Origin of the sequence: Roseixanthobacter psychrophilus (genome assembly GCF_043195195.1) — a bacterium.
GTDB lineage: Bacteria > Pseudomonadota > Alphaproteobacteria > Rhizobiales > Xanthobacteraceae > NCEH01.
Map to the genome: position 1 here is coordinate 1 of NZ_JBAFWT010000051.1, position 23,958 is coordinate 23,958.

At 64.1% G+C, this 23,958-nt stretch carries 22 protein-coding genes and 4 pseudogenes; 9 read left to right on the forward strand and 17 right to left on the reverse strand.

Translation table 11 applies throughout. From position 1 onward, the window contains the following. Positions 1-170 precede the first annotated feature (170 nt). Positions 171-557 (forward strand): annotated as a pseudogene (locus tag V5F77_RS25235) (transposase); the annotation flags it as partial. Positions 558-806: 249 nt separating this feature from the next. Here the strand turns inward: V5F77_RS25235 and V5F77_RS25240 are convergent. Further along, positions 807-1,850, reverse strand: coding sequence for an IS110 family transposase (locus V5F77_RS25240; RefSeq protein ID WP_429007946.1), 1,044 nt, complete (start codon positions 1,848-1,850; stop codon positions 807-809). Between the two features lie 76 nt (positions 1,851-1,926). On the opposite strand from V5F77_RS25240, the pseudogene V5F77_RS25245 reads away from it, so the two are divergent. After that, positions 1,927-2,404: pseudogene (locus tag V5F77_RS25245) on the forward strand (IS5 family transposase); the annotation flags it as partial. A gap of 76 nt (positions 2,405-2,480) precedes the next feature. On the opposite strand, the gene V5F77_RS25250 reads toward V5F77_RS25245, so the two are convergent. The 3 genes from V5F77_RS25250 to V5F77_RS25260 form a co-directional block, all read right to left on the reverse strand. Beyond that, positions 2,481-3,209, reverse strand: coding sequence for a hypothetical protein (locus V5F77_RS25250; RefSeq protein WP_429007947.1), 729 nt, complete (start codon positions 3,207-3,209; stop codon positions 2,481-2,483). 52 nt (positions 3,210-3,261) lie between these two features. Then, the gene (locus V5F77_RS25255) at positions 3,262-3,870 is read right to left on the reverse strand and encodes a hypothetical protein (RefSeq protein WP_348848213.1); all 609 of its coding nucleotides are present in this window, start codon (positions 3,868-3,870) and stop codon (positions 3,262-3,264) included. 66 nt (positions 3,871-3,936) lie between these two features. Then, complete coding sequence (locus V5F77_RS25260) at positions 3,937-4,608, reverse strand: CerR family C-terminal domain-containing protein (protein ID WP_394025559.1); 672 nt, start codon at positions 4,606-4,608, stop codon at positions 3,937-3,939. 255 nt (positions 4,609-4,863) lie between these two features. Between V5F77_RS25260 and V5F77_RS25265 the strand changes: the two genes are divergently transcribed. From V5F77_RS25265 to V5F77_RS25285, 5 genes and pseudogenes are all read left to right on the forward strand, one after another. Beyond that, positions 4,864-5,940: an efflux RND transporter periplasmic adaptor subunit gene (locus V5F77_RS25265; RefSeq protein ID WP_348842626.1), complete on the forward strand. Its 1,077-nt coding sequence runs from the start codon at positions 4,864-4,866 to the stop codon at positions 5,938-5,940. Next, complete coding sequence (locus V5F77_RS25270) at positions 5,937-9,260, forward strand: efflux RND transporter permease subunit (protein ID WP_348842625.1); 3,324 nt, start codon at positions 5,937-5,939, stop codon at positions 9,258-9,260. The genes V5F77_RS25265 and V5F77_RS25270 overlap by 4 nt, the downstream gene beginning before the upstream one ends. Positions 9,261-9,327: 67 nt before the next feature. Further along, complete coding sequence (locus V5F77_RS25275; protein WP_394030951.1) at positions 9,328-10,374, forward strand: AI-2E family transporter; 1,047 nt, start codon at positions 9,328-9,330, stop codon at positions 10,372-10,374. A 228-nt stretch (positions 10,375-10,602) separates the two neighbouring features. Next, positions 10,603-10,929 (forward strand): annotated as a pseudogene (locus V5F77_RS25280) (IS5 family transposase); the annotation flags it as partial. 34 nt (positions 10,930-10,963) lie between these two features. Further along, positions 10,964-11,590, forward strand: a pseudogene (locus tag V5F77_RS25285) (chromate transporter); the annotation flags it as partial. Positions 11,591-11,904: 314 nt separating this feature from the next. On the opposite strand, the gene virB11 reads toward V5F77_RS25285, so the two are convergent. Genes virB11 through V5F77_RS25350 form a run of 13 tightly spaced genes read right to left on the reverse strand, consistent with a single transcriptional unit; the run spans position 11,905 to position 22,012 of the window. Next, the gene (virB11, locus tag V5F77_RS25290) at positions 11,905-12,918 is read right to left on the reverse strand and encodes a P-type DNA transfer ATPase VirB11 (RefSeq protein ID WP_348842457.1); all 1,014 of its coding nucleotides are present in this window, start codon (positions 12,916-12,918) and stop codon (positions 11,905-11,907) included. 14 nt (positions 12,919-12,932) lie between these two features. Next, the gene (gene virB10, locus V5F77_RS25295) at positions 12,933-14,093 is read right to left on the reverse strand and encodes a type IV secretion system protein VirB10 (protein WP_348848210.1); all 1,161 of its coding nucleotides are present in this window, start codon (positions 14,091-14,093) and stop codon (positions 12,933-12,935) included. A 9-nt stretch (positions 14,094-14,102) separates the two neighbouring features. Continuing rightward, the gene (gene virB9 / locus V5F77_RS25300; protein WP_348848209.1) at positions 14,103-14,963 is read right to left on the reverse strand and encodes a P-type conjugative transfer protein VirB9; all 861 of its coding nucleotides are present in this window, start codon (positions 14,961-14,963) and stop codon (positions 14,103-14,105) included. Further along, entirely contained in the window at positions 14,960-15,631 is a 672-nt protein-coding gene (locus tag V5F77_RS25305) for a virB8 family protein (protein ID WP_011993182.1), read from the reverse strand. The genes virB9 and V5F77_RS25305 overlap by 4 nt, the downstream gene beginning before the upstream one ends. Continuing rightward, positions 15,631-15,912: a hypothetical protein gene (locus V5F77_RS25310; RefSeq protein ID WP_011993183.1), complete on the reverse strand. Its 282-nt coding sequence runs from the start codon at positions 15,910-15,912 to the stop codon at positions 15,631-15,633. Before V5F77_RS25310 ends, V5F77_RS25305 begins: the two co-directional genes overlap by 1 nt. A gap of 40 nt (positions 15,913-15,952) precedes the next feature. Next, a complete protein-coding gene (locus V5F77_RS25315) occupies positions 15,953-16,885 on the reverse strand; it encodes a type IV secretion system protein (protein WP_011993184.1) in 933 nt (310 codons plus the stop codon). 3 nt (positions 16,886-16,888) lie between these two features. After that, positions 16,889-17,122, reverse strand: coding sequence for an EexN family lipoprotein (locus V5F77_RS25320; protein WP_011993185.1), 234 nt, complete (start codon positions 17,120-17,122; stop codon positions 16,889-16,891). Next, positions 17,119-17,814, reverse strand: a complete 696-nt coding sequence (gene virB5 / locus V5F77_RS25325; protein ID WP_011993186.1) for a P-type DNA transfer protein VirB5 — start codon at positions 17,812-17,814, stop codon at positions 17,119-17,121. Before virB5 ends, V5F77_RS25320 begins: the two co-directional genes overlap by 4 nt. After that, positions 17,814-20,180, reverse strand: coding sequence for a VirB4 family type IV secretion/conjugal transfer ATPase (locus tag V5F77_RS25330; protein WP_348842461.1), 2,367 nt, complete (start codon positions 20,178-20,180; stop codon positions 17,814-17,816). The genes virB5 and V5F77_RS25330 overlap by 1 nt, the downstream gene beginning before the upstream one ends. Next, positions 20,173-20,511: a type IV secretion system protein VirB3 gene (locus V5F77_RS25335; RefSeq protein WP_348842463.1), complete on the reverse strand. Its 339-nt coding sequence runs from the start codon at positions 20,509-20,511 to the stop codon at positions 20,173-20,175. The genes V5F77_RS25330 and V5F77_RS25335 overlap by 8 nt, the downstream gene beginning before the upstream one ends. A 5-nt stretch (positions 20,512-20,516) precedes the next feature. Further along, positions 20,517-20,819: a TrbC/VirB2 family protein gene (locus tag V5F77_RS25340; RefSeq protein ID WP_011993189.1), complete on the reverse strand. Its 303-nt coding sequence runs from the start codon at positions 20,817-20,819 to the stop codon at positions 20,517-20,519. A 5-nt stretch (positions 20,820-20,824) separates the two neighbouring features. Beyond that, positions 20,825-21,487 (reverse strand): lytic transglycosylase domain-containing protein, encoded by a 663-nt coding sequence (locus V5F77_RS25345; protein ID WP_348842464.1) that lies wholly within the window; start codon positions 21,485-21,487, stop codon positions 20,825-20,827. 3 nt (positions 21,488-21,490) lie between these two features. After that, entirely contained in the window at positions 21,491-22,012 is a 522-nt protein-coding gene (locus V5F77_RS25350) for a hypothetical protein (protein ID WP_394030937.1), read from the reverse strand. A gap of 89 nt (positions 22,013-22,101) precedes the next feature. Between V5F77_RS25350 and V5F77_RS25355 the strand changes: the two genes are divergently transcribed. Both V5F77_RS25355 and V5F77_RS25360 read left to right on the forward strand, forming a co-directional pair. Next, positions 22,102-22,455, forward strand: a complete 354-nt coding sequence (locus V5F77_RS25355; protein ID WP_011993192.1) for a MarR family transcriptional regulator — start codon at positions 22,102-22,104, stop codon at positions 22,453-22,455. Positions 22,456-22,753: 298 nt separating this feature from the next. Further along, the gene (locus tag V5F77_RS25360) at positions 22,754-23,032 is read left to right on the forward strand and encodes a type II toxin-antitoxin system prevent-host-death family antitoxin (protein WP_348842466.1); all 279 of its coding nucleotides are present in this window, start codon (positions 22,754-22,756) and stop codon (positions 23,030-23,032) included. Positions 23,033-23,958 lie beyond the last annotated feature (926 nt).

Below are 23,958 nucleotides of genomic sequence, written 5' to 3' on the forward strand. Positions count from 1 at the left end.
GGTCCCCGGCCATTCGCCGGAGGTGACGAGCCGGTACACCGTGTCGCCGAGCATCGTCGTGAACGGACCAGTTAGGCGGCTGCTCGGACCTCAGAGCCGGATTTAAAAGGAGTTGAGCGATATCAGCAGGTTGTGATTCCCGTTTGGTGCTGAATCAAATGGGGTTTCCGATGGCCTGGACCGATATCGCTCGTGCTGAGCATAACCGTGACCGCCTGCGTTTTCCAAGTGATCTGACCGACCGCGAATGGGCTATTGTGGAGCCGATGATCCCCGGTGCCAGGCGTGGTGGGCGCCCCCGCACGACGGACATGCGCGATGTTATGGAAGCGATCCTGTTCATCGCTTCGAGCGGCTGCCCATGGCGCATGCTGCCGGGCGAGTTTCCGCCGGTTTCGACCGTGCGCGGCTATTTCTACGCCTGGCGCGACAGCGGCCTTCTGGCGACGATCAACCAGCTTCTGGTGATGGCGGCGCGCGAGATCGAAGGCAAGCAAGCCCAGCCCACGGCCGGCATCATCGACAGCCACATGTGGACGGCCCCTTCCTCGCAAGGTTGTCGAGCAATGTTTTGATCGGATCGCTTGCGATCATATGTCCGGCCTATTCGTGCGGTCGCACATGACCGCTGGCCAAGATGGTTTCCGCGACGCGAGTTCCAAACAAAGCGACGACCTTTGATGGCCGCTGGCTGTCCCGGAGTGTCTCACGTCTCGGATCGATCGATCACACCATCTGCTCGTTCTCTTGCAAGTTCCGGCACCGGCTTACCACGGCACAGTAGATGCTCCCCGTGTCTGGCCGATCTATGCGGCGCGCGCCAGGGCCGGCGGCGGCACATCCGCCTTGTAGTTCTCACCGCTGACCATCAGCTTCCAGGCTATGCGCGCGATCTTGTTCGCGCACGCCACGGCCGCGAGCTTCGGCGGCTTGCGCTTGAGCAGTTCGATGAGCCAAGGGGAGACGTTCTTGCCGCGCCCATCCCGTATCTGCCGAAGGAGAGAGGTGGCGCCGCATACCAGTACGCTGCGCAGGGCCTCGTCGCCGGCGCGTGTAATCACGCCGAGCCTGACCTTGCCGGCGGTTGAATGATCCTTCGGCGTCAGACCGATCCAGGCAGCAAAGTGTCGACCTGATCGAAAACCCTCGGGCGACGGCGTCTTCATCGTCAGCAGCGACGCCCCGATCGGGCCGACGCCGGGGATTTGCGCCAGGCGACGGCTGCATTCGTCAGCGCGGTGCCATGCCATCAGCTTTGCCTCGACCTCCTTCAGTTTCGCCTGCAGCTGCGCGTATTCCTTGCCATGGAGTGCGAACAGCTCCCGCGCCAGGTCCGGTAGCGTCGCATCAGCCGCGATGCGCTCGAGCAATGGCTCAATCTTGCCCATTCCCTTGGCGGCGGTCAGTCCAAACTCGGCGGCATAGCCGCGGATCGCGTTGGCGAGTTGCGTTCGGTTGCGGATCAGTCGGTCGCGCATGCCCACCAGCATGAGGGCCGCCTGTTGTTCCGCGCTCTTGACCGGCACAACGCGCATCGTCGGCCGGCTCATCGCCTCGCTCAAGGCTTCGGCATCGGCGGCGTCGTTCTTGCCGCGCTTGACGTAGGGTTTGACGTACTGCGGCGGGATCAGCTTCACCTCGTGGCCGAACGACTGCAGCAATCTCGCCCAATGGTGCGATCCACCGCAAGATTCGATCCCGACCACCATCGGCGGCAGCTTCTGGAAGAACGCCACCATCTCCCTGCGCCGCAGCTTCGTGCGCAAAACCGGCTGCTCCGCCGCGTTCACCCCATGCAACTGAAAGACGTGCTTTGACGTGTCCATTCCGATTCGAATAATCTGTTCCACGGACGGTCTCCTTCGCTTGAGATCTAACGACCTCACTCTGGCACATCGATGCCGTGCTGGGGGCCGTCCACACCAACAGAGCGTCACGACCACCGAAAGCGGCGGGGTTTGCGGATATGACGCGGGCAAGAAGATCAAAGGGCGCAAGCGCCACATCATCACCGACACGCTCGGCTTCCTGATCTTCGTGCGGGTCCACCGGGCCGATATTCAGGATCGAGACGGCGCTCCCGACCTGCTCAGGGCGATCCGGTTCCGCCATCCATGGCTGCGCCACGTCTTCGCCGACGGCGGCTATGCGGGCGACAAACTCAAGGACGCCATGCGCGGCCACGGCCGCTGGACCATCGAGATCGTCAAGCGCTCCGACACGGCCAAGGGCTTCGTCGTCCTGCCTCGCTGCTGGGTGGTCGAGCGGACATTCGCATGGCTCGGACGCTGCCGCCGCCTCGCAAAGGACTGGGAGAAATCCATCGAAAGCGCGACCGCTTTCGCTCACATCGCCAGCATCCGCATGCTCACGCCGCATCGCAAGACATTGCAAACCCGCGTGAACTTTTGAATCCGCCTCTTAGATCTTCTCCACAACAATTGCGTCAGACCCAATCGTCGACGCCGAAACACACATTTCTACTTTGACGCGTCGTCGATCGCCTTTCGAATCGAACGATAGGTCTCGTAAAAGAGAGCCCTGGCATCGGCGTAGCTCTTCTGTACAGCCTTCCAGGCTGTACTCGAGGCTTCTTCGAGTCGCGCGAGCCTGGCCTGAGCGTCATCGACCTGCGCCTTCAGCGCGGCAATGCGCGCCTTGATGGCCGCGCGTTGGTCGTCCGAGACCTTATCTGCCCGTGTGCGCAGATCCTCGATGGATTGCAGCCAGACTGTCCGCCGAGCCTCCAATTCCGCCTGGAGCACAGCCCGGCGCGTCGCGAGGTCCGCCTTGGCTGCGTCCAGATAGGAATCGCGTGCCGATTGGAATGCCGCCCAACTCGCATCGAGCCCGACCTGAGCCGCACTCACCTGCGCTTCGGTCCAAGATTTCGCATTGGCTATCGCCGCGTCGGCCTGCGCCCGATAGGCATCGCGCTGCTCACGCAGCGTCTTGATCGCGCCATCCGCCTTGGCGCGTGCCTCACCCGTGAGCGTTGCGGCGCTGCGCTCCAGCGCAGCGATGGTCGCGTCGGCTTCCGCAAGGCTGTCCTGCGTCCACTGGATGGCCTGGCGGGGGACGGAGGTCTGGCCGGCCCCCTGCGCCGGAGAGGGCGTCGCAGCACCCTGGGCGAACGCGCTGGGGCCGGCGATCGCCAGGGCGGGAATCAGGATCGCGAGCCCGAAAATGTTTGAGCGCATAGTCTTCATTTTCATCTCCACTGGGGCTTCAAGAGGCCGATGGACCCGAGCGCCACAAAGCTCAGAACAGCTTGGCGAATGCGCCCTTGATCTTTTCGATCGTGCGATCGTGGACCTCCTTGGCCTCAGCGAGGCCGGTCTTCACAGCCGCCCACGACTCGTCACCGGCGTCCTTCGCTTCTCCGATCTTCGCCTGGAACTTGTCTGCCTCGTCGGACAGGCGCCGGATTGCGGCATCAAGGTCCTGCCGGGCCTTTTCCACCGTCTCGGTGGCCTGGTCGCGGAACGCCTGGAGCGAGGCTTCCCACGACTGGCGCTGCGCATCGGCTCGAGCGACCACGAGCCGACGCACCGCGCCCGCTTCGCCCGCGGCGGCCGCGAGGAAGGACTGGAGGGAAGTTTCCACCTCGACCCATTCGTCGTCGAGGGCGTCCTGCAACTCCTTGGCGCCCTGCTTCACGTCGTCGGCCTCGGCGAGCAGCCGGTCGTACTGCCTGCCGATGGTGAGGCGGGACTCCTTGAGTTTGACGAGAGCCTGCTCGGCCTCGGCCCGGACCTTGCCCTCCAGTTCGGCCGAGGATTTTTCCACCTCGCCAATGATGGCATCGAGCTCGTCGAGGCGTTGCTTGACCCAGACGATGGTCTCGTGCGGGTAGGATTGGTCACTCATGACGTCTGTCCTTTCGGGTGCTGAAGCTAAGATGACGGGGCCTGAAAAGGCGGCCGCAGCCGGGGATCACCGTGGCTGCGACGCGCGGAGAAAATCGCTGCGGCACAGATCGCGGACCATGTCCTCCATCTGCCTGACATAGCCGGCCTGGATGCTCTCCCCGTCCATGCCGCGCAGCATGATGCCGCGCAGGAAGCGGAAGCCGATGATGGCGGTGACGATGGCGCTGATGCGCAGCCGCAAGGTCGCTTCACCGGGCTTTTGTCCGGAGATTACGCTTGCGGAGCGGATGAGGCGGTCGAGCAGCGGCGCTATGGCCTGATCGTGGATGAGGGCGAAGGCATCGTCGTTGTCGTAGGTGCAGCGCCCCAGGAACGACGTCCAGGAGTGCGGCTCGGCATCATCGAGAACGATGTGCAGCAGGTGGATGAGCGCCTTTTCGAAGCGGCTGGCCGGATCGGCGTCCGCAGGTTCATCCAGCAAGGCGGTGACTTCCGCGAAGCGACCCCGCGCATAGTCGGCGATCATCTGCGCCGCCGCGAGATACAGCTCTTTCTTGCTGCCGAAATGATACGGGATGGCCGACAGGTTCGCGTTCGCGGCCTTTGCCAGGGCGCGTGTGCTCGCCCCCTCATAACCCACGGCGCCGACGACCTCGATCGCCGCCTCGATGAGATGCTCACGGGTTTTTGCGCTCCGGGCGTCGTGACCACTCTGCGATGTGGTTTCTGTTGCCATTGCATTTTCCTCGTCCAACAATTAGTTCATTCGAATGAACTTATCAAGACGCCGAACGTGCGATCATGGCCGGCCCACTCCCGATCGAAAACACGGTTGGTGATTCAAAAGGATCAGTCATGTCACCCCTGAGCTTCGCCACGCCGTCCGTGTTTAGGGCGCAGTGCTCTGCCCTCTGGGACGTCCACCCCCAGGCTGAGCAGCATCGCGCCGACAGGAAAGTCGGCTCCTCCAGCAGGCCGGGGGACGAGTGACATGGCGCCGATGTCCCGTGCCGCCTGCCTCGCGGCCCTGTTCCTGTTCGTCTTGTCCGGGGCCGGCGTGGCCGCGGCGGAGCCCTCCTCCGAAAAGCCCACGGGCCTATCGGCCGTGCCAATCGAGGAAACCAATGTCCCGGTGATCTATAGCATTCCCGGCTCAGTCGTCTCCGACGGGCGCATCGCGATGTCCTCGCGGGTGGTGGGCTTCATCCAGCAGCTCGACGTGCGCGAGGGGCAGAAGGTGTCGCGCGGCGACCTCCTCGTGCGCATCGACCCCTCCGACATCGACGAGGCCATCCGGCAGACCGAGGCCGGCGTGCGGGCGAGCCGTGAGGATCTCGACGACGCCAGGCAGGACGTGGAAAAATATTCCAAGCTCGCCGTCACGGGCTCCGTCGCCGCTGAAACCTTGCGCAAGGCCAAGGTGCGCGTGGATGTCGCCCAGGCGGGCCTCGACAAGGCACAGTCCGCGCTCGCGGCCGCCAGGGCCCAGAAAGGCTATGCCGCCATCACCAGCCCCGTGGATGGCGTAGTAGTAGCCGTCACGCGGCGCGCCGGCGAGATGGCGACCGCCGGCACACCCTTGCTGACGGTGGAATCGCGCGAAGTTCTCCTGTTCAAGGCTTTCGTCGCGGAGAGCAAGCTCAGTGAGATCAACCCGAAGGCCACGGTCCAAGTGCGGATCGATACGCTGAAGGGCAAGGCTTTCCAAGGCCGCGTGCGCGGCATCGTACCGTCCGGAGACGACATCACGCGGCGCTACGAGATCAACGTGATCCTGCCCGCCGACCCGGCGCTGGTACCGGGCATGTTCGGGCGCGCGGACTTCGTCTTCGGCGCCCGCACGGCGCTGCTCGTGCCGCGCGCCGCCATCGTGCGTCGCGGCGGGCTCGACGGGGTGTTCGTGCTGGACGGCAACGCGGCGCGGTTCCGCTGGCTGCGCACCGGCAAGGAGATCGACGAGGCCGTGGAGGTCAATGCCGGGCTCGCGGCCGGCGAGACCGTTCTCGTCGGCGCCACCGACACACTGCGCGACGGCGCGACGGTCAACATGGTCGCGGGGACGAAATGAGCACGCCGCGTCTCAACATGGCCGGGCGCCTCGCCCAGACCTTCATCACCTCCAAGCTCACCATCGTCTTCATCATCGCGGTGGCGCTGATCGGCGTTGTGGCGGTGCTGAAGACCCCGCGGGAAGAGAACCCGCAGATCATCGTGCCGGCGGCCCTCATCACGGTGAGCCTGCCCGGCGCGTCGGCGTCCGAGGTGGAGCAGCTCGTCGTCAGGCCGCTCGAAGGCATCATGAGCGAGATGTCCGGCGTCGACCATGTGGAGAGCACGGCGCAGAACTCCCTCGCCATGGTCCAGGTGCAGTTCAAGGTGGGCCAGCCGAAGGAAGAGTCGCTGGTGAAGCTCTACGACCGGGTCCTGGCGAGCCGCGCCCGCCTGCCGGCAGACGCGAGCACGCCCTTCGTGCGCAGCATCGATGCGGACGACGTGCCCATCGTCACCGTGACCCTCTCCTCCCTGCGCTATGACGACTATGCCCTGAAGCGGCTCGCCGAACGCATGGCGGAGCACCTGCGCAGCACGGACAACGTCTCCGTCATCTCGGTGAAGGGCGGGCAGACGCGAGAGATCGCCATCGAGCTCGATCCCGACCGCCTTCAGGCCTTCGGCGTGACGCTGAGCCAGGCCTATCTGGCCTTCGGCGCCAGCAACCTCTCCGTGCCCCTTGCGCCCACCGTGCGCGGCGGAAAGGTGGAGGCCATCAAGCTTTCAGCCGACTTCACCTCCGCGGACGACGTGCTGAACCAGATCGTGGCCATCCATGATGGCCGCCCGGTCTATGTGCGCGACGTGGCGACGCTGACCGATGGTCCCCCGCCTGAACTCTCCACCTTGAGCCGCTTTTCCTTCGGCCCCGGCGACCCGCGCTTCGGTGGACCGGACGCGGCAGATCTACCGGCAGTGACCATCGCCGTGGCCAAGAAGAAGGGTGCCAATGCCGTCACAGTGGCCAACGCCGTCATCGACCGGGTGACACAGATGCAGGCGACGTTCGTGCCGAAGGACGTTCAGGCGGTGGTCACCCGCGACGACGGCGAGAAGGCCGATGCCGCCGTGAACCTTCTGCTCGAGCACCTCCTGATCGCCCTCGCCACGGTTGGGCTTGTCCTGATCTTCTTCCTGGGCTGGCGCGAGGCGTTGATTGTGATGGTGACGGTGCCGCTCATCCTGTCCATCACCCTTGCGGCCGACCTTCTCGGCGGCGTCACCATCAACCGCGTGACGCTGTTCGCCCTCATCCTCGCCCTCGGCCTCCTGGTGGACGCGGCCATCGTGGTCATCGAGAACATCCACCGCCACTACGGCGCAAAGCGCTCCCGCGCCAGCAAGGAGAAGATGACGGTCGAGGCCACCAACGAAATCGGCAACGCCACCAATCTCGCCACCTTCGCGGTGATGCTGGTGTTCGCTTCCCTGTTCTTCGTCACCGACATGCCGGGCGAATATTTCTATCCCATCGCCTACAACGTGCCCATCGCCATGGCCGCATCCGTCCTCGTGGCCTACATCGTCACGCCCTGGGCGGCCAACCGGTGGCTCCACCGCCATGAGGTGCAGGAGGAGGACGCCCACGCGGAAGCCGCGCATCACGGCGAGCCGGGGTGGATGGAGCGCCTCTATCTTCGCCTCATCGCGCCCCTCCAGCACCGGCGCGGCGTCCGCCGTATCTTCGCCGCGGCCGTGCTCGTCCTGATGATCGCCTCCATGATGCAGGGGGCTTGGCACTTCGTTCGCCCGTCCGGCGTCGCCGGCCCGGTCTCGGCGCTGGGCGTGCCCCTCGGCTTCCTGCCGAAGGACAACAAGAACACGTTCAACGTCGTCATCAAGACACCGGAGACGACGCCGATCGAGGTCACCGACCGCTTCGCGCGGGAGATCATGGCGCTGCTCGCGACGGAGCCGCAGGTCGCCAACACCCAGAGCTGGATCGGGCAGGCGGGCGTCGAGGATTTCAACGGCCTGTTCAAGGGCACGGCTGGCCGCGTCGGCAGCAACATCGCCGAGATCCGGGTGAACCTCACCGACAAGCACGACCGGTCGGAAAGCTCCATCGACATCGTGCGCGATTTGCGACCCAAGGTGGAGGCCCTCGCGAGGGCCTATCCCGGCACCCAGGTCTCCCTGGTCGAGGACCCACCCGGCCCGCCGCTGCGCTCGACCGTCCTCGCCGAGATTTACGGCCCGGATTCCGAGGGGCTGCGGGCGCTGTCGGCCGGGGTGCGCAAGGCCTTCACGGAAACCTACGACGTGGTCGATCTCATCGACACCGAGCCGGAGGACGTGCGGGAGCACCGCATCGTGCCGGACAAGGAGAAGGCCGCCCTTTCCAAGGTCTCCACGGCGCAGATCGCCGAGGCCCTCTCCCTCATCTACGGCGGCAAGGTGCTGAGCCGCGCCCATCTGCCGGACGAGAAGGACCCGGTGGATGTGCGCGCCTTCGTGCCCCGCCGCTTCGAGGTGGACCCGACGCGGCTCGACCGCGTCTTCGTCGACAATGCGGATGGGAGGCCAGTGCCGCTTTCCGAACTGGTGACAGTGATCCCCGCGGAGGCGGACCGCCCCATCCTCCATCGCGACAACGAAAAGGTGACCTTCGTCGGCGCGGAACTCTCCGCCTCGGTGCCGCTCTACGCCGTGCTGGACCTGCAGCGGCGCCTTTCCGGCATCACGGCGCCGGACGGGCAGCCGCTGCGCACCGGCAATCTCGGCTTCGTCCAGGACGTGCCCGACACCATCGGTGGCTACCAACTCCTGTGGGGCGGCGAGATGCGCATGACCCTCGACATCTACCGCGACATGGGCGTGGCCCTGGGCGGCGCCCTGCTCATGGTCTACTTCCTGCTCGTGGCCTATTATCGGTCGTTCCTCATTCCCATGATCGCCATGTCGTCAGTACCGCTCGGCATCATCGGGATCTTCCCGGGCCACTGGCTGGTGGGGGCGGATTTCTCGGCAACTTCCATGGTGGGCATCATCGCCCTGTCCGGCGTCGTGATCCGCAACTCGCTGCTGATCATCGACTTCATCCAGGACAATCTGAAGCACGGCATGCCTCTCGATGTGGCCGTGCGGCAGGCCGGAGCCGTGCGCCTGCGCCCGATCCTTCTCACCACGCTCGCCATCATCCTGGGCTCGGCGATCATGGTGACGGACCCGGTCTTCGGCGGGCTCGCCATCTCCCTGATTTTCGGAACGGTGGTATCCACGGCGCTCACCGTGTTCGTCGTTCCCATCCTCTATGATCTCGACGCTCGGCGGCGGATGCCCGGCACCGAAACCGAAACTCGAACAGACACACCGAAGGTCGAAGCCACACATTGACGGCTCGGACACGCCGGATCCGAATAGGCCAGACAGGATGTCTGCAACCATGGGGCCTGTACCGCTCATGTCGCGGACGAAGATCCAGGAGTTCGCCTTTCACGCCACCATCGTCCTCGTGACGGTGGCGTTCCTCTGGCTGCTGTCGCCCTATTATGGCGCGATCCTGTGGGCGGTCATCCTCGCGATCCTGTTCGATCCGCTCCAACGCGGGCTCGAGAACCGGCTCGGCAGCCGGCGCAACCTCGCGGCGGCACTCAGCGTCCTGGCCTGCATCTGCGTCGTCGTCATCCCCGGCACACTGATCCTCGCCGCCCTCGCCAACGAAGCCGCCAGCCTCTACACCCGCATCGGCACGCGCGAATTCGATCCGGGCACAATGCTCGCACAGCTCCAGGGGGTGCTGCCGTCCTTCGTTTGGAGGGCCCTTGCCGCGCTCGATCTCGGCGACATGGCTCAGCTCCAGACCCGGCTGACATCGTTCCTCCTCGAATTCAGCCAGACCCTCGCCAACAGGGCGGTCATCATCGGGCAGAACACGGCCCAGTTCATCATCAGCCTCGGGGTGATGCTTTACCTGCTGTTCTTCCTGTTCCGCGATGGCGTAGCCCTTGCCGCCCGTATCCGCAAAGCCAGCCCTCTCGGCGCGCGCGAAACCGACCAGTTGCTCGAGAAGTTCACCTCGGTGGTGAAGGCCACAGTCAAGGGCAATGTCACCATCGCCGCAATCCAGGGCGCCATCGGCGGAGTCACTTTCGGGATGCTGGGGATCCAGGCCGCGCTCCTGTGGGGCGTCTTGATGGCCGTGCTCTCGCTCCTCCCCGCCGTGGGCGCCGGACTGGTCTGGGTACCGGCGGCCGCCTATCTGCTGCTGACCGGCGCCTATCTGAAAGGCGCCATCCTGCTCGCGATCGGCACGCTGGTGATCAGCACGGTGGACAACTTCCTGCGGCCAGCTTTGGTGGGGAAGGGCACCATGCTGCCGGACTACGCCGTGCTCATTTCCACGGTGGGCGGGCTCTCGTTGATCGGCATGAACGGATTTGTCCTCGGCCCGCTGATCGTCGCTCTGTTCGTTGCTGTCTGGTCACTTCTCAACCATGACGAACCGTAGGCTTGCGGTACAGCGTGGTTCGACGTTCACCGCCAGCCCACTTCGGGCCCCGGTTGAGGGCCATGCAGGACCCGCGTGCATGGCAGCCCCGAGACCGCGGCCAATTATCCAAACTCCGTGGCTATGGCCACTCCTGCGAGGCAAACGCGTCGCCCTGAACTGTATCTTTGGTTTTTTCTCAACGACCTCTCCCCTGGCCGATGGAATTACCGCCGGCGAATTTGGCCATTGACGGTATATGAAGTGTCGATCGAACCACCTCACTTCATCATTGAGCCGCTGTTGCCGAACAAGCCGCGCGGGGTGGCTCGGGCGGACGACCGGATGGTGCTGAACGGCATCTACTGGCGCCTTCGCACGGGCTCGCCGTGGGCCGACATCCCCGAACGCTACGGGCCTTCCACAACCTGCTACAACCGTTTCGTGCGATGGCGGAAGATCGGCGTCTGGGATCGCATCTTCGATGCGGTGTCGAAGGCCTACGACGGCGACATCCAGATGGTCGATTCCACCACCATCCGCGTCCACCAGCAGGGGGCGAACGGCAAAAAGGGGGGAGCTTCTCGGCGCTCGCCGCCGCTCGGAACCCAGCGTCTGGACGCAGAACGGGAGCTTCTTCAGCGCCATGGCCGTCGTCACCTTCGGCGGGGCCTATGCCGTCCTTGCCTACGTGGCCCAGGCGGCGGTGCAGACCTTCGGTTGGCTCGCCCCCCGGGAAATGGTGGACGGCCTCGGCCTCGCGGAGACCACCCCCGGTCCCCTCATCATGGTGCTCCAGTTCGTGGGTTTCCTGGCCGCCGTCCGGACGCCGGGGTCGCTCGATCCGCGTCTCGCCGGATGCCTCGGCGCCCTCCTCACCACCTGGATGACGTTCGCGCCGTGCTTCCTCTGGACCTTCCTCGGGGCGCCCTATGTCGAGGCGCTGCGCAGCAACCGGGCCATATCGGCGGCTTTGTCCGCCATCACGGCGGCCGTAGTCGGCGTGATCATGAATCTCGCCCTCTGGTTCGCGCTCCACGTCGTGTTCCGCGAAGTCCGAACGGTTTGGTTTCTCGGCATCGGCGTGGACCTTCCTTTTCCCGACACCGTCGATTGGCGGGCGGCTGTTCTTTCCCTTGCGGCGATGGTCGCTATGCTCCGGTTTGAGATTGGAATGTTGCCAACCCTGGCAGGTTGTGCACTGGCAGGCGTGGCGCTTCGGCATCTGATAGGCTGACGCCTCACCTCACGATGGGGCTTAAAAGGCTTGATGGCACTGCTAAGCTTTGGGGTACTTGGCATAGGCGAGCCGGTCACACTGCTATTTAGGTATCCGTCGCACTGCTGCCAAAAAAAGCGGTAGGCCTAGGATGGAAGTCAAATCTCAAACCGTGCAAAGATCGACGCTTTGCCATTTTGGAAGCCAAATTCTGGATGAATATCTTGGATTCGCCCATGGCGTGTCTCGGATAGCGCGCGAAAGCATGCCGAAGTGACGAACAGCTCTTCGATCAATGAAACAGTATTCGACCCTCCGATTAGCTCCTCGCGCTACATCTCTGGTCCGGTGTGCCGATGCGGATCGAAATAGATCTCTGACACACGAAATCGCCCCCCTGCTCTCCTGCACTGAACGATGACGTCGATCGCGATCTTCAGCAGGTCGCGGATATCGCTCCGCTCGAGGTCGTGCCCACCATCAGATTCCTTCACGAGCAGCGTAAGCTGCTCGAACGCCAACCTGGCGGAATCGGCATGCACGGTGGTGATCGAGCCGGGATGTCCTGAATTCACGTTGCGGATGTAATAGAAGGCGGTGCCGTCGCGGAGCTCCTGCAGCAGGACGCGATCCGGACGCATGCGCAAGGATGCCTCCAAAAGCTCCTTCGCCCCGATCTTGGCCAGCCCCTGCCCGTCCTTCGAATAGAACAGCCGCACATGGTTATCCTGCGGGATCACGAGTTCGGGCGTGTCCTCGATGGTGATCAGCCGTTCGTCTTCGGGGATATGTTGGATCAGCGCCTTCGAGAGCGTGGTCTTGCCGGACCGCGTCGCGCCCGAAATGATAATATTCTTTCGAGCGAGCACCGCCTCCCGCAAGAACGGCATGTAGCTTCCGGCTTGGTATAGCTCGAGCAGCCTGGCGTCGGCTGCCGAGAGCTCGTCGGGGATCGGACTGACTTCCGAGAAGAGGCCGGCGGTTTCGAGATCGTCGAGCGTCAGCGCGACCGCGGAGGGATTGCGGAGCGTGATACTCACCGTGCCTTTAGGGGTGGCGGGTGGAATGACGATCTGGATGCGATGCTCATCGGGCAGGGTGGCGGAGAGCAGGGGATGGGACTCGTCGATCGACTGGTGCGAATAGCTCGCCACGGCCCGCGCGAGCCGCATCAGCTTCTCGAACGTGAGATCCGGTGCTTCGTGCCTGCGCCACCCGCCGGGACCCTCGGTCAGGACCACGCCCGGGCGGTTGATCACGATCTCGTAGAGCGTCTCGTCGCTGAGGAATTGCGCGAGAGGGAAAAGCAGGTCGCGGACGACGCCGACATCTGCTCCTTCTGTCATCCCCCTCCCCTCGCCTATTTTGTGACGAGCGTCGAACGCCGGCTGAAGTCGCCGAGCACGCCGCGATCGTAGATCGTGTTGCGCGGCTCGGTGACGCGCAGACCGTAGACGCCAGAGAAATCCAGGTCCCGGGCGACGAAGATCGACACCAACTCGCCCTGGTGTTTCTCCAGCGTCGGCGGGATGTTGATGGACTGCTCGACCGCGATGGCGGCCGCCTGCTGGCCGGCATTGGCGCTGTTCTGGACTTGGATGTCGCCCTGCTGGAGCTGGCCCTGGGCGTAGTTGGCGGCGTCGCCAACAATCGAAAGCAGCAGAGCGCTGCCGAAGCGCTCCCACCAATGAGTGTCGACATAGCCGTCCATGCCGGCCCGGCCCAAGGCGTCGGTGGCCGGTGATGCGAGGGTGATGATCACGCCTTTCGGGGTCTTGGCGCGATTCCACAGTACGAAGAGGCGGGCCTGCCCGCGGCGCAGGCCACCACGGTACTCGCCCACGACCTGCGTGCCCTTCTCCATCATGACGACACGGCCATTGTCCGAGAGCACGTCGCGATTGATGACGCAGCTGGCGAAGCCGGGCTGATCCGAGGACAAGGCGGTCTCAAGGACGCACGGGATCGACGTGCCCATGGCGATGATGAAATCACGATTGCCCAGGGTGCCCGCCCGTGACCCTTCGAGGCGGGTCGGCGTCATCATGCGGCCGAAACGCTGGTCCTCATTCTCGCCCGGCCCATTGAAGCCGCCTCCTGCTCCATTCAGAGGCACATAGTTGGAGCTTGCGTCAGCTGGAACGCCGGAAGCTTGTTGCCGGTTCTGTGGGCCGCGCTGTGCGCCGAACGCCATCACCGGGGCGCGGCGGGCGGCATCGAGCAACGGGTCGTCCGCTGGGGCGGCTTGCGGCGTGACGACCGGCGTCGGCAGCTTCACCTCCGGCATGGCCGCAGGCTGGCGGGCCGGCTCAAAAGCCGAGGTCTGCCGGATGACGACACGCTCGGGCTTCTCAGCGTCCGTCCGCGGTCCTCGATCTCGCATCGACCACAGGGCAAAGCCGACGAATGCGATGACGGCCAGCACCACCGCTCCGCGTTTCAGGAGCGGGTTGTCTTGCCGCCGTCCAGTGACGGACTGACCGCGCTCTCCCGGCACGCCGCTTTCGATATCGTCCGCCATCGCCCGCCCCTATTGCGCCTTCGGCGCCGATTGTGGTTTCACGATCCGCTCGACCGAGGGAGACGTCGTGTTGGTGCCCGGGTTGATCCCAACCCGGTCATAGGCTTCGTTGAAGATGCAGAGCACATCGCCGCCACGTCGCAGGATGAACTTGCGGCTGATGGCCTGGACGAGCACCAGGTCGCCCTCGACCGATTTCGGGACCAGGCTCTCCGTGCCGTCGGAATTCTCCATGTAGATCGCCGGCATCTCCTGGTTGCCGGTGAAAGCGAAGGTGGTCAGCTTGCCATTGTCGTAGACCGCCTCCGGCTCGAGCGCGGCCGAGCCCTGCGCCGAGTAGCGCCAGTTGCGGGGGCCATATTGCTCATGGAAGGTGAGCACCTTGTCGGCATAGCCGGCCTGGGCGGCCTGAGCCCTTGCCGCTGCCTCCTGGCGCCGGCGCCCGGCCTCGTCGGCGGGATATCGATACTTCACATAGAAGTAGGTGGGCTGTCCCGAGGCCACCGAGCCGTCGCGCACCGTGAGCTCCATCTGATAGCTGCGGGTCGCTCCATTGCGCCGTGTCGTCACCACAGAGATGTTCGTCACCGGCTGGTTCTCGCGCGGCTTTAGGAACAGGATGTTTCCGGCGGGTGCCACCTCCCAGGCCACTGTGTTGCCGAGCGCCACATGAGCGATCTCCTCGTCTTCGGCGAACTCGACCTGGACCGAGGAGCGCAGCGAGCCCACGATCTTGGTGATGTTGTAGGGCTCGTAGTCGACGAAGCGGACCCGGTTGTCCTGGGGTGCGCTGCTGGGCGTCTCCAGGGCATTGGCAGGGGTGACGAGGCAGGCCCAAGCCACCACGAAGATGAGAGCAGCGCGCTTCAATTGATGGCCTCCGGGTCGGCCCGGTACTCGCTCACGACAAAGCCGAGCGGATTGACCAACCGGTCCGTCGCGGACATGGGCGCGTTGACATAGGCGAAGGTCAACGTTGCCACCCAATGGGTGGTGCGGACATCCTCTCCGCGCGTGACGGTGCGGATGTAGCGGACCGACACCACGTGAGGGTTGATCAGCGAGATCGAGACGATGTTGATCCGGGCAGTGGCGCTGCGGACATAGATGTTCTGGGGAGATTCCGGATTGCTGCCGCGATAGAGCGCGGCGAACCGTTGCTGCTCGGCCTGGGTGGAAAGAAGGGCGACGGTCCGGAAGTTCTCTTCCGCCTCGCTCCAGACATAGGCCTCCCGCGCCCGGACGTATCGCGCCGCGAAATACTTGGTGACGGCCTCGTCGTAGGTTCCGGCGGTCGCGGTCAGGGCCGAGACCACATCGACGATGCCTGTGGAATTGTCGACCCTGACGACAAAGGGCTGCACCGTCTTTAGCGGCGTCAGACCCGCAACCGCGAAGACCGCGGCCGCCGCCAGGATGCTGGCGCAGATCGCCACGAACCAGGCGACCCGGGTCGAGCGCTCCGCCCGGATCATCCGGTCCTGATCGAACCGGCGGGCTTTCTCGAAATAACTTTTAAGGCTTTCGTTCGTCACCATCACCCCTGCCCCGCGCAAGATCGGTAGGAACCGGCGCTGTCGAGATGCGCGAACGGGCCAGTTGGCGATGCCGGCGCCTCATCGGCAAATGCCGTTGCGCGGTTCGGCGCCAGGGGCGCAGCGTCCGACTGCGCCTTCACGTTACTGCTCCCCTCCCACTGCCACATGGCGCGGTTAAGCGGCCGGCGCGCGTAGCCGTCGCATTTGGGCAAGGGATAAGACCAAGAGGCACAGCCGCTGAGAGCCGACGCCATGCAGAGCAATAGGAACGAACGCAACATGCACCCACCCGGCTGTGAAAATGATTCTCAGGAAACGGCGTCACCCAGCCCCGCCCGATCCGAAGTTACGTCCCGCCGCGCGGACACCCCGGCCGACGGCGCGGGCCGCATACCGGGTGCTCCGGGCGATCGTGCCTTCATGCGCGTCGCGCGCGGCGCCGTAGCCGTAGGTCAGTGATGCTCCGCCTGCGGCAAGCGCGGACGCGATGCCGGGGAGCTGGTAGAAGACGTAGAGAGCGGAAAGCGCGATGGCGCCGAGCGCGATCGGACGCATCAGCACGTCCGCATAGGATTCCATGGTGGCGAAGGTGGCATCGAGGCAGGTCACCAGGAGCGATCCCACCGCGACGACGAGCACCTGCAGGATGACGAAGTTTGCCATCTGGCCGATCCACGCCTCGGTGAACCGCCGCGTCGACTGGAACATGGCCAACGCGACGAAGATCGGACCTATGGCGAGGACGATGGCGAGCGCGACGCGGGCATAGAGCGACACCACATAGCCAATCGCCGCGACGATGAAGGTCATGACGATGACCACGAGCCCTGCCGCGCCGGTTAGGATGTCGACCGGCCAGGACCCTTTCGCCCAGATGTCGTTGGCGGATTTTTGCCCCTTGTCGAGGAGGGAATCGAAAGCGGAGGCGCTCGGCGCCGAGCCGGTGTTGAGGGCGCCGGAGATCTCAGTGGGCAAATCCTCGAAGAACACCTTCGAGACATAGGTCTGATAATTCGAGGCGTTCTGCACCAGCATCAGGATGATGGCGAGCTTCATCGCCCGGAATGCGAATTCCATGATCGGCTCGGGAATCGAGCCGCGCAGGACGAGGAAGCCGTAGAGGATGACATAAAGCGTCAGCGCGATGGTCAGCGGCCCCGTCACCCAGGAGCTGATCCCCGATGTCCCCGAGCTGATGAAGTCCTCGAGCGGCGTCTTGAACTGGTTATCGAGGAACGAGAAGACTTGATACATGCCCTACCCTCCCAGCGCCTTGTTCATGCGCTGAAGGCGGGCCTTGCCATCCGCTTCGGTCGCATTCTCGCAGTTGGGGGTTGCGGCGAGCTGCCCCGGATTCTCGCGGCACTTCGCCAGCTGCTCGGCACGCAAGGCATCATCGGCGAGATAGTCGCTGACGGTGTAAGTCCCCTCCCCCGGCTCGAAGCAAGCGGCAAGAGGAAGCATCAGGAGGAACGCCGCGATCCGCTTCATGGCAGCGCCGCGTTCATCGTGTCGATGCGCCTGCGCCAGTCCTCGGCCTTGCGCTGGTCGTCCACCTGGGCCTGGGCCTGCTGCACCATGCGCAGGCCTTGCATCCGCACCACATCGATCTGTAGGAACGCCGCTTCGGCTTGGAGACGCGCCTGCAGGTCCGCCACGTCTTTCGAGGTGCCGGCCGATGCGATCTGCTGCCGGAGCTGGTCGATGCCGTCGATCCGCTTGGTGGCGGCATCATAGATCTGCTGGCCAAGGCTCATCTGGCCGGCGTTCTTCTTCTGGATCCGAGACAGCTCCTGCGCGTAGAAATCGTTGGCGCTGGTCTGGTAGGTGGAATTGTCCTGCAGGAACTTGGACGCGGACTCGCCGAAGGCGCCTGAACCGGAGCCCTGGAGCAGGCCTTCGATCGCATTGAAGTCCTGGGGCAGCGCCTTGCGGATCGCGGGATCGTTGAGCACGCTCGCGACGTCGGCCATGTTTGTCAGCTTGTTCAGCGAACCGTAAAGCTGCTGTGCCTGCTGAAGCTGCTGGTTCAGGGTGTCGAGCTGCGACTTGAGCTGCGCGATGCTCTCCAGCTGCTTGGCGAGGGCTGCTTGGTCGATCACCGGAATGCCTTGGGCGTTGGCCGCTCCCACGAAGATGCAGAGCGCGGCTGCGGCCGCCAACAGCATGGTTCGCTTTGCCATCAGCCGGGACTCCTTCTTTGTTGGAATAGGGGGAGCCAGTCCTCCTGACCGCTGCCGACCTCCGCACGGATCGCGTCGGCCAGCTCGACATTGGCGGTGCGGCCGGAGAGGACGGCGAGCTCGTCGTCGAAGCCAGCGAGGTTCAGCTCGGCGACGACGCTGTTGTGCCCCTGCTTGACAATGAAGCGGCGGCTTTCAGGGGACAGCTCGCGCGCGATGAGCTGATATTCCCGCTCGGTGAGCTTGAAGCCGTCCACGTAATCGGCGTGGCTGCCACGCGGGTTCGGCATGAAGATCTGGGTCGGGCACTGCTCGATGATGGTGTGGGCGATCGGCGAGGCGATCGCATCGCGTGGGCTCTGCGTCGCGAAGAGCATGAGGCCGCCCTGCTTCCGGATGGTCTTGAGCTTGTTCTGGGCGAGGTCGCGAAATCCCTCGTCCAGCAGCGCCTTCCAGAACTCGTCGATGACGATGATGATGCGGCGGCCGTCGATCAGCTGCTCCACCCGGTGGAACAGGTAGGCCATGAGCGGCGTGCGGATCTCCTCATTGTCGAGGAAATCCGTCATGTCGTAGCCAAGGAACTTGGCGCCGATCCCAATGTCGTCGGTCTCGTTGTCGAAGACCCAGCCGAGGGGCCCTCCCCTCTCCCAACGCCGCAGCCGGGCGGCAATGCCCTCCGGGTCGGTGTTGTTGAGGAAGGTGCGCAACGCGCCGATGGTGCGCCGCTGGACCGGGAGGTCCGCGAGGCCGTCGACGGCGCCGGCGATGTCGCGCAGGTCACTCACGGAAAGCTCGCGCGACTTTGAGCCGACGAGCTTGGCGATCCATTGCGCCAGGAACACCTTGTTCTCCGGCGTGAGCTCAAGCCCCTTCAGCGGCGCGCAGCCGGTTGGCGTCCCATTCTTCAGAGGCAGATACGTGCCGCCCGCCGCCCGCACGAAGAGATCGGCGCCACGGTCCTTGTCGAAGAACACCATGTGGGGATCGTGCTTCTCGAGCTGCGAGAGCATGAAGTTCAGGATAACGGTCTTGCCGGATCCAGAGGGGCCGCACACGAAGGTGTTGCCGAGATCGCCATGGTGGAAGTTGAAATAGAACGGCGAGCCGGAGGCCGTCTTCAGCATCGCGACGGCCGGCCCCCACTCGTTGCCGTCCTTCCTGCCCACCGGATAGGAATGAAAGGGTGACAGCGCAGCGAAGTTGCGCGAGGTGATCGCACCAGAGCGGGCCCGGTAGCGGAAATTGCCAGGCAGCTGCGCCCACCATGCGGCTTCGAGGCCAAGGTCCTCGCGTGCCACGACGGCACCGCCGTTGGTCAGATGAGAGCGTGCCTTCGCCAGATTGTCGGTGAGGTCCTTCACCGATGGGGCGCAGACCGACAGCGTCAGGTGATGCTCGCCCAGCACGAAGTGATTGGATTCCAGTTCGTCCAGGGCGCCATCGAGCTCATCGACCTGCGAATTCGCCTTGTCGCCGGCGCTCACCATCTGGTTCTGCTTGCGTCCCAGGATGGTCCGGGCATCGGCCTTTGAGGCGAACGCGAAGGACTGCGTCAGGATGAGCTCGAACGGCGTGGTGAGGACGCCAGCGAGCATGCCGGGCCTGGTCCGGGCGGGATATTCCTTGAAGCTGAAGATCCCTGCATACCGGGTCTCAGCCTCATGGCGGATCTCCACCGTCTCGCGACCGATGATGACGCGGTCGGAATAGATCGCTGACGAAACCCGCCCCTCCGTGAGGGGCACTCGTTCCCGCCGGCCGCCGATGATCTGGTGCAGGACCTCACTCGGCTCGGAAAACAGAAGACCATCGTGTTCGTAGAGGGAAAGAACACGTGGCTGGAACCGCTTGAGGCCGGCCGTCACGTCGGTGACCTTGTCGCGCAACTGCTTGAGCGCCTCCTCGTCGAGCTCTACGCTCCCGCGGCGCGCCCGGCGAAGGCGGCCCAGGAGCTCCGAGATCTTCTCAGCGGGATCGCGGGTCGGATACCACAGCAGGGTCAGATAGAGGTCGTTGCGGAAGAGATCCTCCTCTACCATGCGGGCGCGATATTTCGCGTTCAGGGCAGCGGAGAAGGGATTGGCAAACGCTCCCTCGGGATAGTCGTTGTCGCGACGACGGAGGATGTGGGTCCAAAGCGCGAGGCGTTCGTCCGCGAGGTTGCGGTAGAGCGTGTTGAGGTCGCGATGAAGGCCGTTGAGTTCGAGCGGATCGGCCGTCTCGAACGATATGCCGTCGAGGGCGATCATGACCATCAGCGCCCGGGAATCGAGCGCGATCGTCGTCTCGTCCACGTGACGGACATACGGGATGAAGGTCTCGGGCTCGAGCTCGCGGGTTTTGAGAATGGCGACGTTAGGCAAGGCCAAGGTCTCTTTCGTCGTAGCGCCTCACGAGCTTGAGGGGGGTCAGCGTGGTGCCGCCCCAGAAGGCCCCGTTGCGCGACCGGCCGCGAGTTTCGATCCACGCCATCAAGACGCGAAACATGTTGTGGTCATGCTTCACCAGCGTCTTGAAGACGAGATGGAAGACGATGCCGACAAGGGCGTAGGCGATCGAGCCCGCAAGGATATAGAGGATCGTCGTCAGGATGACGTTGATGCCCATGGCCTCCATCGTCACGCCGGCGACCATGGCCGGCCGCGTGCAGGCCAGGAACAGCGTGTCCTCCTCAAGCGCCACGCTCTCCGCCATGGCCGTCACCCGCCGGAGATCGTCGTGACGAGCTGGGCGGCGCCGAAGATGATGCCGATGCCCAGCACCACATAGGCGGCCTTGCGCAGGTCGAGATAGCCGAACATCCAGGCGATGCCGACGACGATCACGGCGATCGTCGCGAGGAGCTTGGCGACGTTGCCCGTGAGCAGGGTGACGATGTTCTGAAGGACTGTCTCGATGCCGCCGGACGCCTGGGCGAATGCCGGCTCGGCCATCCCGATCGCGAAGACGCCAGCCATCAGTATGATGGCTAGGGCTGGACGCACGCGCACTTTTTCACTCATTCGGCTCACTCCGATTGTTCGTTCTGGAAGACGAGAACGGAGGACGTCCGCCCTGTCGCAAAAACATCCCAGGGCGCTGGCTTGGCATCGCGCCGTGGGCCGGGCGACGCGGCAGCCGGCGGCGCCGATGCGGGTCCCTCCCCCACGCGATCTTTCGAGGCGGACGTGTTGGCTGGGTTGATCGCCAGCGAAACCAGCGTCGGCGCGAGGTGCTTTGCCTCGTCACGCACCTGCTTGTCGTAGCCGACCATCTCGCCAACCGAGGCGTCGCCGCGTCCGTAATAGGCTTGCAACATCATGGTGGCCGCCTGCCCGGGGCTGGCACCTTTACCGATCGCCACGCGGTAGTAGCGGTCGAGCAGTCGGGCGGTCGCCTTGAGGTTCAGGCAGGGATCGAATGCGTCGGAGACCGTGAGTTCGAGACGACCCAGATCGTCGGCATTGATGCCGCCAAGACCGAGATCGACATCCTGGCGTTGCGCAATCAACGTGGTGGCCAGCTCGATGGCCTCCGCTTTGGTGTTCGGCAAGTCGCGCAGAGGCGTGCCGCTGTTGATGCGGATGGCGAATGGCGCGAAACCGCTTTCGAGGCTCACGACCGCCGAGAGGGTCTCGACCTGAACGGTCGGCGCGCAGGTCTGCGCGAGATCGGCGAAGGCAACGGGCATGAGCTAGAACCACACCCGCTGGGTGCCCGCACCGTCGATCATTACATCGATAAAATGAGGTTGCGCTCGGGCGCTCGGCTGAGCTGTCACGTAGGCCATGCACCGGTGCTGTCCGCCGCCCGACACCCAGCGTGCGGCGCCACTGCCGGCTCCGGCGCCGGATGTGCATTGGCTGCTGTCGACCACTTGGCGTGTCGCCGACACACAGGCCGCTTCTTGCCCTTGCGGGCCGAACCGGGCGGTCAGGCGGTAGCCGGTCTCGCAAGAATACGGTTCGTATCCGGGCCTGGAGGTCTGGAGTCCGACGCCATTGCAGGTTGGAAAGGGGCGTCCCCTGGCGAGTTCGTTCCAAAGCCTCTGAACGGGAGGGACGCATTCGGCGAACTGCATGGGACCGCCCGGGTTCGAAAGGCAAAGGAGAACCTGACAGCCCCAATCGTCCGCGCGCGCTTTACTGCTGGAAATGCAGTAGGATGACAGCAATACGAATGCGCAGGAAAGCGCCCTGGCAGTAGGGGAATTCATGCCTTCCACCCTCCCGAAACGACCCCGGAAAGGCTTGTCGGCCGCAATCTCATGCCCGGTTAACTCTCATATACAGAGCAGTTAAGCAGATGCCAAGAGCACTTGACGCCGAATGGCGCAGCCTCTCGTTCTCGGCGCTTATTCTGCGGCTGATCCTCGATAATCCGCTCGACGATGAGACCCCTCAGTCGCGCCTGAAGCAAATTGGAATGATGAGCGTCCTCTATTATATGCATCAGGGCAATCAGCGCCTGACGTTAACCAATATAATTGAGGTGACGTCGCTAACACGCGGTGGTGTCACGGAGACGATTGATCGGCTTGTCAATCGTAAAATCTTGACGGAAGCAATGGTTAAAAACTCGTTGGGGCGAGGGCAGGCGCGCGAATTCAAGATTGCACCTGATATTTTCAAGAAGCTCCGCAGCCTACAGGGCGGTTGATGGAGCGGCGCAAAATTCCGGTCGACGGTCGGTATCATCTCAAACTGCCGTAACTGTGATAGTATGGCGCCTCCGGTTGAGGTCATCCAGCCTTCATTCGGATCAGGCCGAATCGCGAGTAGGCAATGGTTGGTGGGACGGGGGGTAAGGTTCATCGGGACAAAGAGGGCTCGTACGCCTCTCCTCTCCTCTCCTTCTCTCTCCGTACCGCTCCCGCTTAGAGCGGCGCCCGAGGAATGGATGGCAGTGGCTGCAAAGTATGGTTGTTGTGGCCACTGTGCTCATCATGGGGGAGGTCATGGCAGCGCCGAGGAAATCCGCCGCCGATCGATCTGAGAGTTGGACAGTCACCGATGCCAAAGCACGTCTGTCCGAGGTCATCGAGCGGGCGCAACGCGATCCCCAGGTCATTGCGCGGCACGGCAAGCCGAGCGCCGTCGGCGTCTCGGCCGAGGAATGGTCCCGCAAGACGGCGCGCAGGGGCACGCTGGTCGAATTCCTGATGGCATCACCGCTGCGGGACGCCGATCTCGATCTCGAGCGCGTCCGTGATCAGCCACGCCACCTCGACCGGTGAACGTTCAGCTCAACACCAACTCAGCTTGCCGATTGGCTTGCACAGGATCTTCCAGAGCGCTTTGCTGGTCGCATCCTGCCTATTGACCCTGCGACTGCCGAATCGCCGGGGAGATTCGATGGCGGAGGCCCGCGTAAGCAGGAAGGACTTTGCATCACTCGGTGTGTCAATATTCAATCCCTGGACCGATGGCGGCCAATCGAGATGAGGGCCTCTATTCGACTACCCGACGTCGCATCGCTCGAAATCGCGCTGGCCGGGCCTTATCCTCACCCGGGCGTTCCCGGGTTTTAAGTTCAGTCTCGCCCAGGTCGATGATGACGATTGGCGCGCCGCCCGCAGCGTCATCCAGCTGGATGGCACTCGGATCGGCGATCTGCAATCGTGGATGACGGACGAACTCGTCAAGGGGCGTGGCGACGTCGTAGCGCTGTGACGCCGTCTAAAAGAGACCGCCTGCAGATTACCGCATGGCGCGTCACCAGCGCGTTTGTGTTCGCGCCGACAGGGCCCGGGCCAGCCGATGGTGTGCAGATTTCGCTCGGCCGCGAGACGGAATGGCGGGCCGCTCCGATCGGTGATCCGTGCTGGCCGCTATCGGACGCGGGAGAGCTTCTCGAGCCGTCCTGGATTTTGCGGGAAGCCCCCTCCCCGGCCGGCCGGATCGCAGGTCGAGTCTACCGCGTGCATGACCGCGCCGGCGGCGCTGTGGTTCACGTCCGCAGTTTCCTTATTTGTCGCGCGCACCATGAGCGCGCTACCCGCGAGGCGCGTCGCCCGGAGATGGCGCAGCGTGTCATCCATGAGGTCGGGCCGACGGTATCCGGGAGACGCCTTTTCTTTCGGCGATGCCGGACTTGTTCGACCACGGGCCACGCGAGTTGTGGTTCTTTGAAGACTGGGAAGCTTCCTGCGCTGCGACGTCG

What these genes read in the sequence shown, in the direction of transcription:
- V5F77_RS25250 (WP_429007947.1), bottom strand. Translation starts at nt 3,209, where the DNA reads ATGAAGACTATGCGCTCAAACATTTTCGGGCTCGCGATCCTGATTCCC.
- V5F77_RS25255 (WP_348848213.1), bottom strand. Translation starts at nt 3,870, where the DNA reads ATGAGTGACCAATCCTACCCGCACGAGACCATCGTCTGGGTCAAGCAA.
- V5F77_RS25260 (WP_394025559.1), bottom strand. Translation starts at nt 4,608, where the DNA reads ATGGCAACAGAAACCACATCGCAGAGTGGTCACGACGCCCGGAGCGCA.
- V5F77_RS25265 (WP_348842626.1), top strand. Translation starts at nt 4,864, where the DNA reads ATGGCGCCGATGTCCCGTGCCGCCTGCCTCGCGGCCCTGTTCCTGTTC.
- V5F77_RS25270 (WP_348842625.1), top strand. Translation starts at nt 5,937, where the DNA reads ATGAGCACGCCGCGTCTCAACATGGCCGGGCGCCTCGCCCAGACCTTC.
- V5F77_RS25275 (WP_394030951.1), top strand. Translation starts at nt 9,328, where the DNA reads ATGTCGCGGACGAAGATCCAGGAGTTCGCCTTTCACGCCACCATCGTC.
- virB11 (WP_348842457.1), bottom strand. Translation starts at nt 12,918, where the DNA reads ATGACAGAAGGAGCAGATGTCGGCGTCGTCCGCGACCTGCTTTTCCCT.
- virB10 (WP_348848210.1), bottom strand. Translation starts at nt 14,093, where the DNA reads ATGGCGGACGATATCGAAAGCGGCGTGCCGGGAGAGCGCGGTCAGTCC.
- V5F77_RS25305 (WP_011993182.1), bottom strand. Translation starts at nt 15,631, where the DNA reads ATGGTGACGAACGAAAGCCTTAAAAGTTATTTCGAGAAAGCCCGCCGG.
- V5F77_RS25310 (WP_011993183.1), bottom strand. Translation starts at nt 15,912, where the DNA reads ATGTTGCGTTCGTTCCTATTGCTCTGCATGGCGTCGGCTCTCAGCGGC.
- V5F77_RS25315 (WP_011993184.1), bottom strand. Translation starts at nt 16,885, where the DNA reads ATGTATCAAGTCTTCTCGTTCCTCGATAACCAGTTCAAGACGCCGCTC.
- V5F77_RS25320 (WP_011993185.1), bottom strand. Translation starts at nt 17,122, where the DNA reads ATGAAGCGGATCGCGGCGTTCCTCCTGATGCTTCCTCTTGCCGCTTGC.
- virB5 (WP_011993186.1), bottom strand. Translation starts at nt 17,814, where the DNA reads ATGGCAAAGCGAACCATGCTGTTGGCGGCCGCAGCCGCGCTCTGCATC.
- V5F77_RS25335 (WP_348842463.1), bottom strand. Translation starts at nt 20,511, where the DNA reads ATGGCGGAGAGCGTGGCGCTTGAGGAGGACACGCTGTTCCTGGCCTGC.
- V5F77_RS25340 (WP_011993189.1), bottom strand. Translation starts at nt 20,819, where the DNA reads ATGAGTGAAAAAGTGCGCGTGCGTCCAGCCCTAGCCATCATACTGATG.
- V5F77_RS25345 (WP_348842464.1), bottom strand. Translation starts at nt 21,487, where the DNA reads ATGCCCGTTGCCTTCGCCGATCTCGCGCAGACCTGCGCGCCGACCGTT.
- V5F77_RS25350 (WP_394030937.1), bottom strand. Translation starts at nt 22,012, where the DNA reads ATGAATTCCCCTACTGCCAGGGCGCTTTCCTGCGCATTCGTATTGCTG.
- V5F77_RS25355 (WP_011993192.1), top strand. Translation starts at nt 22,102, where the DNA reads ATGCCAAGAGCACTTGACGCCGAATGGCGCAGCCTCTCGTTCTCGGCG.
- V5F77_RS25360 (WP_348842466.1), top strand. Translation starts at nt 22,754, where the DNA reads ATGGCAGCGCCGAGGAAATCCGCCGCCGATCGATCTGAGAGTTGGACA.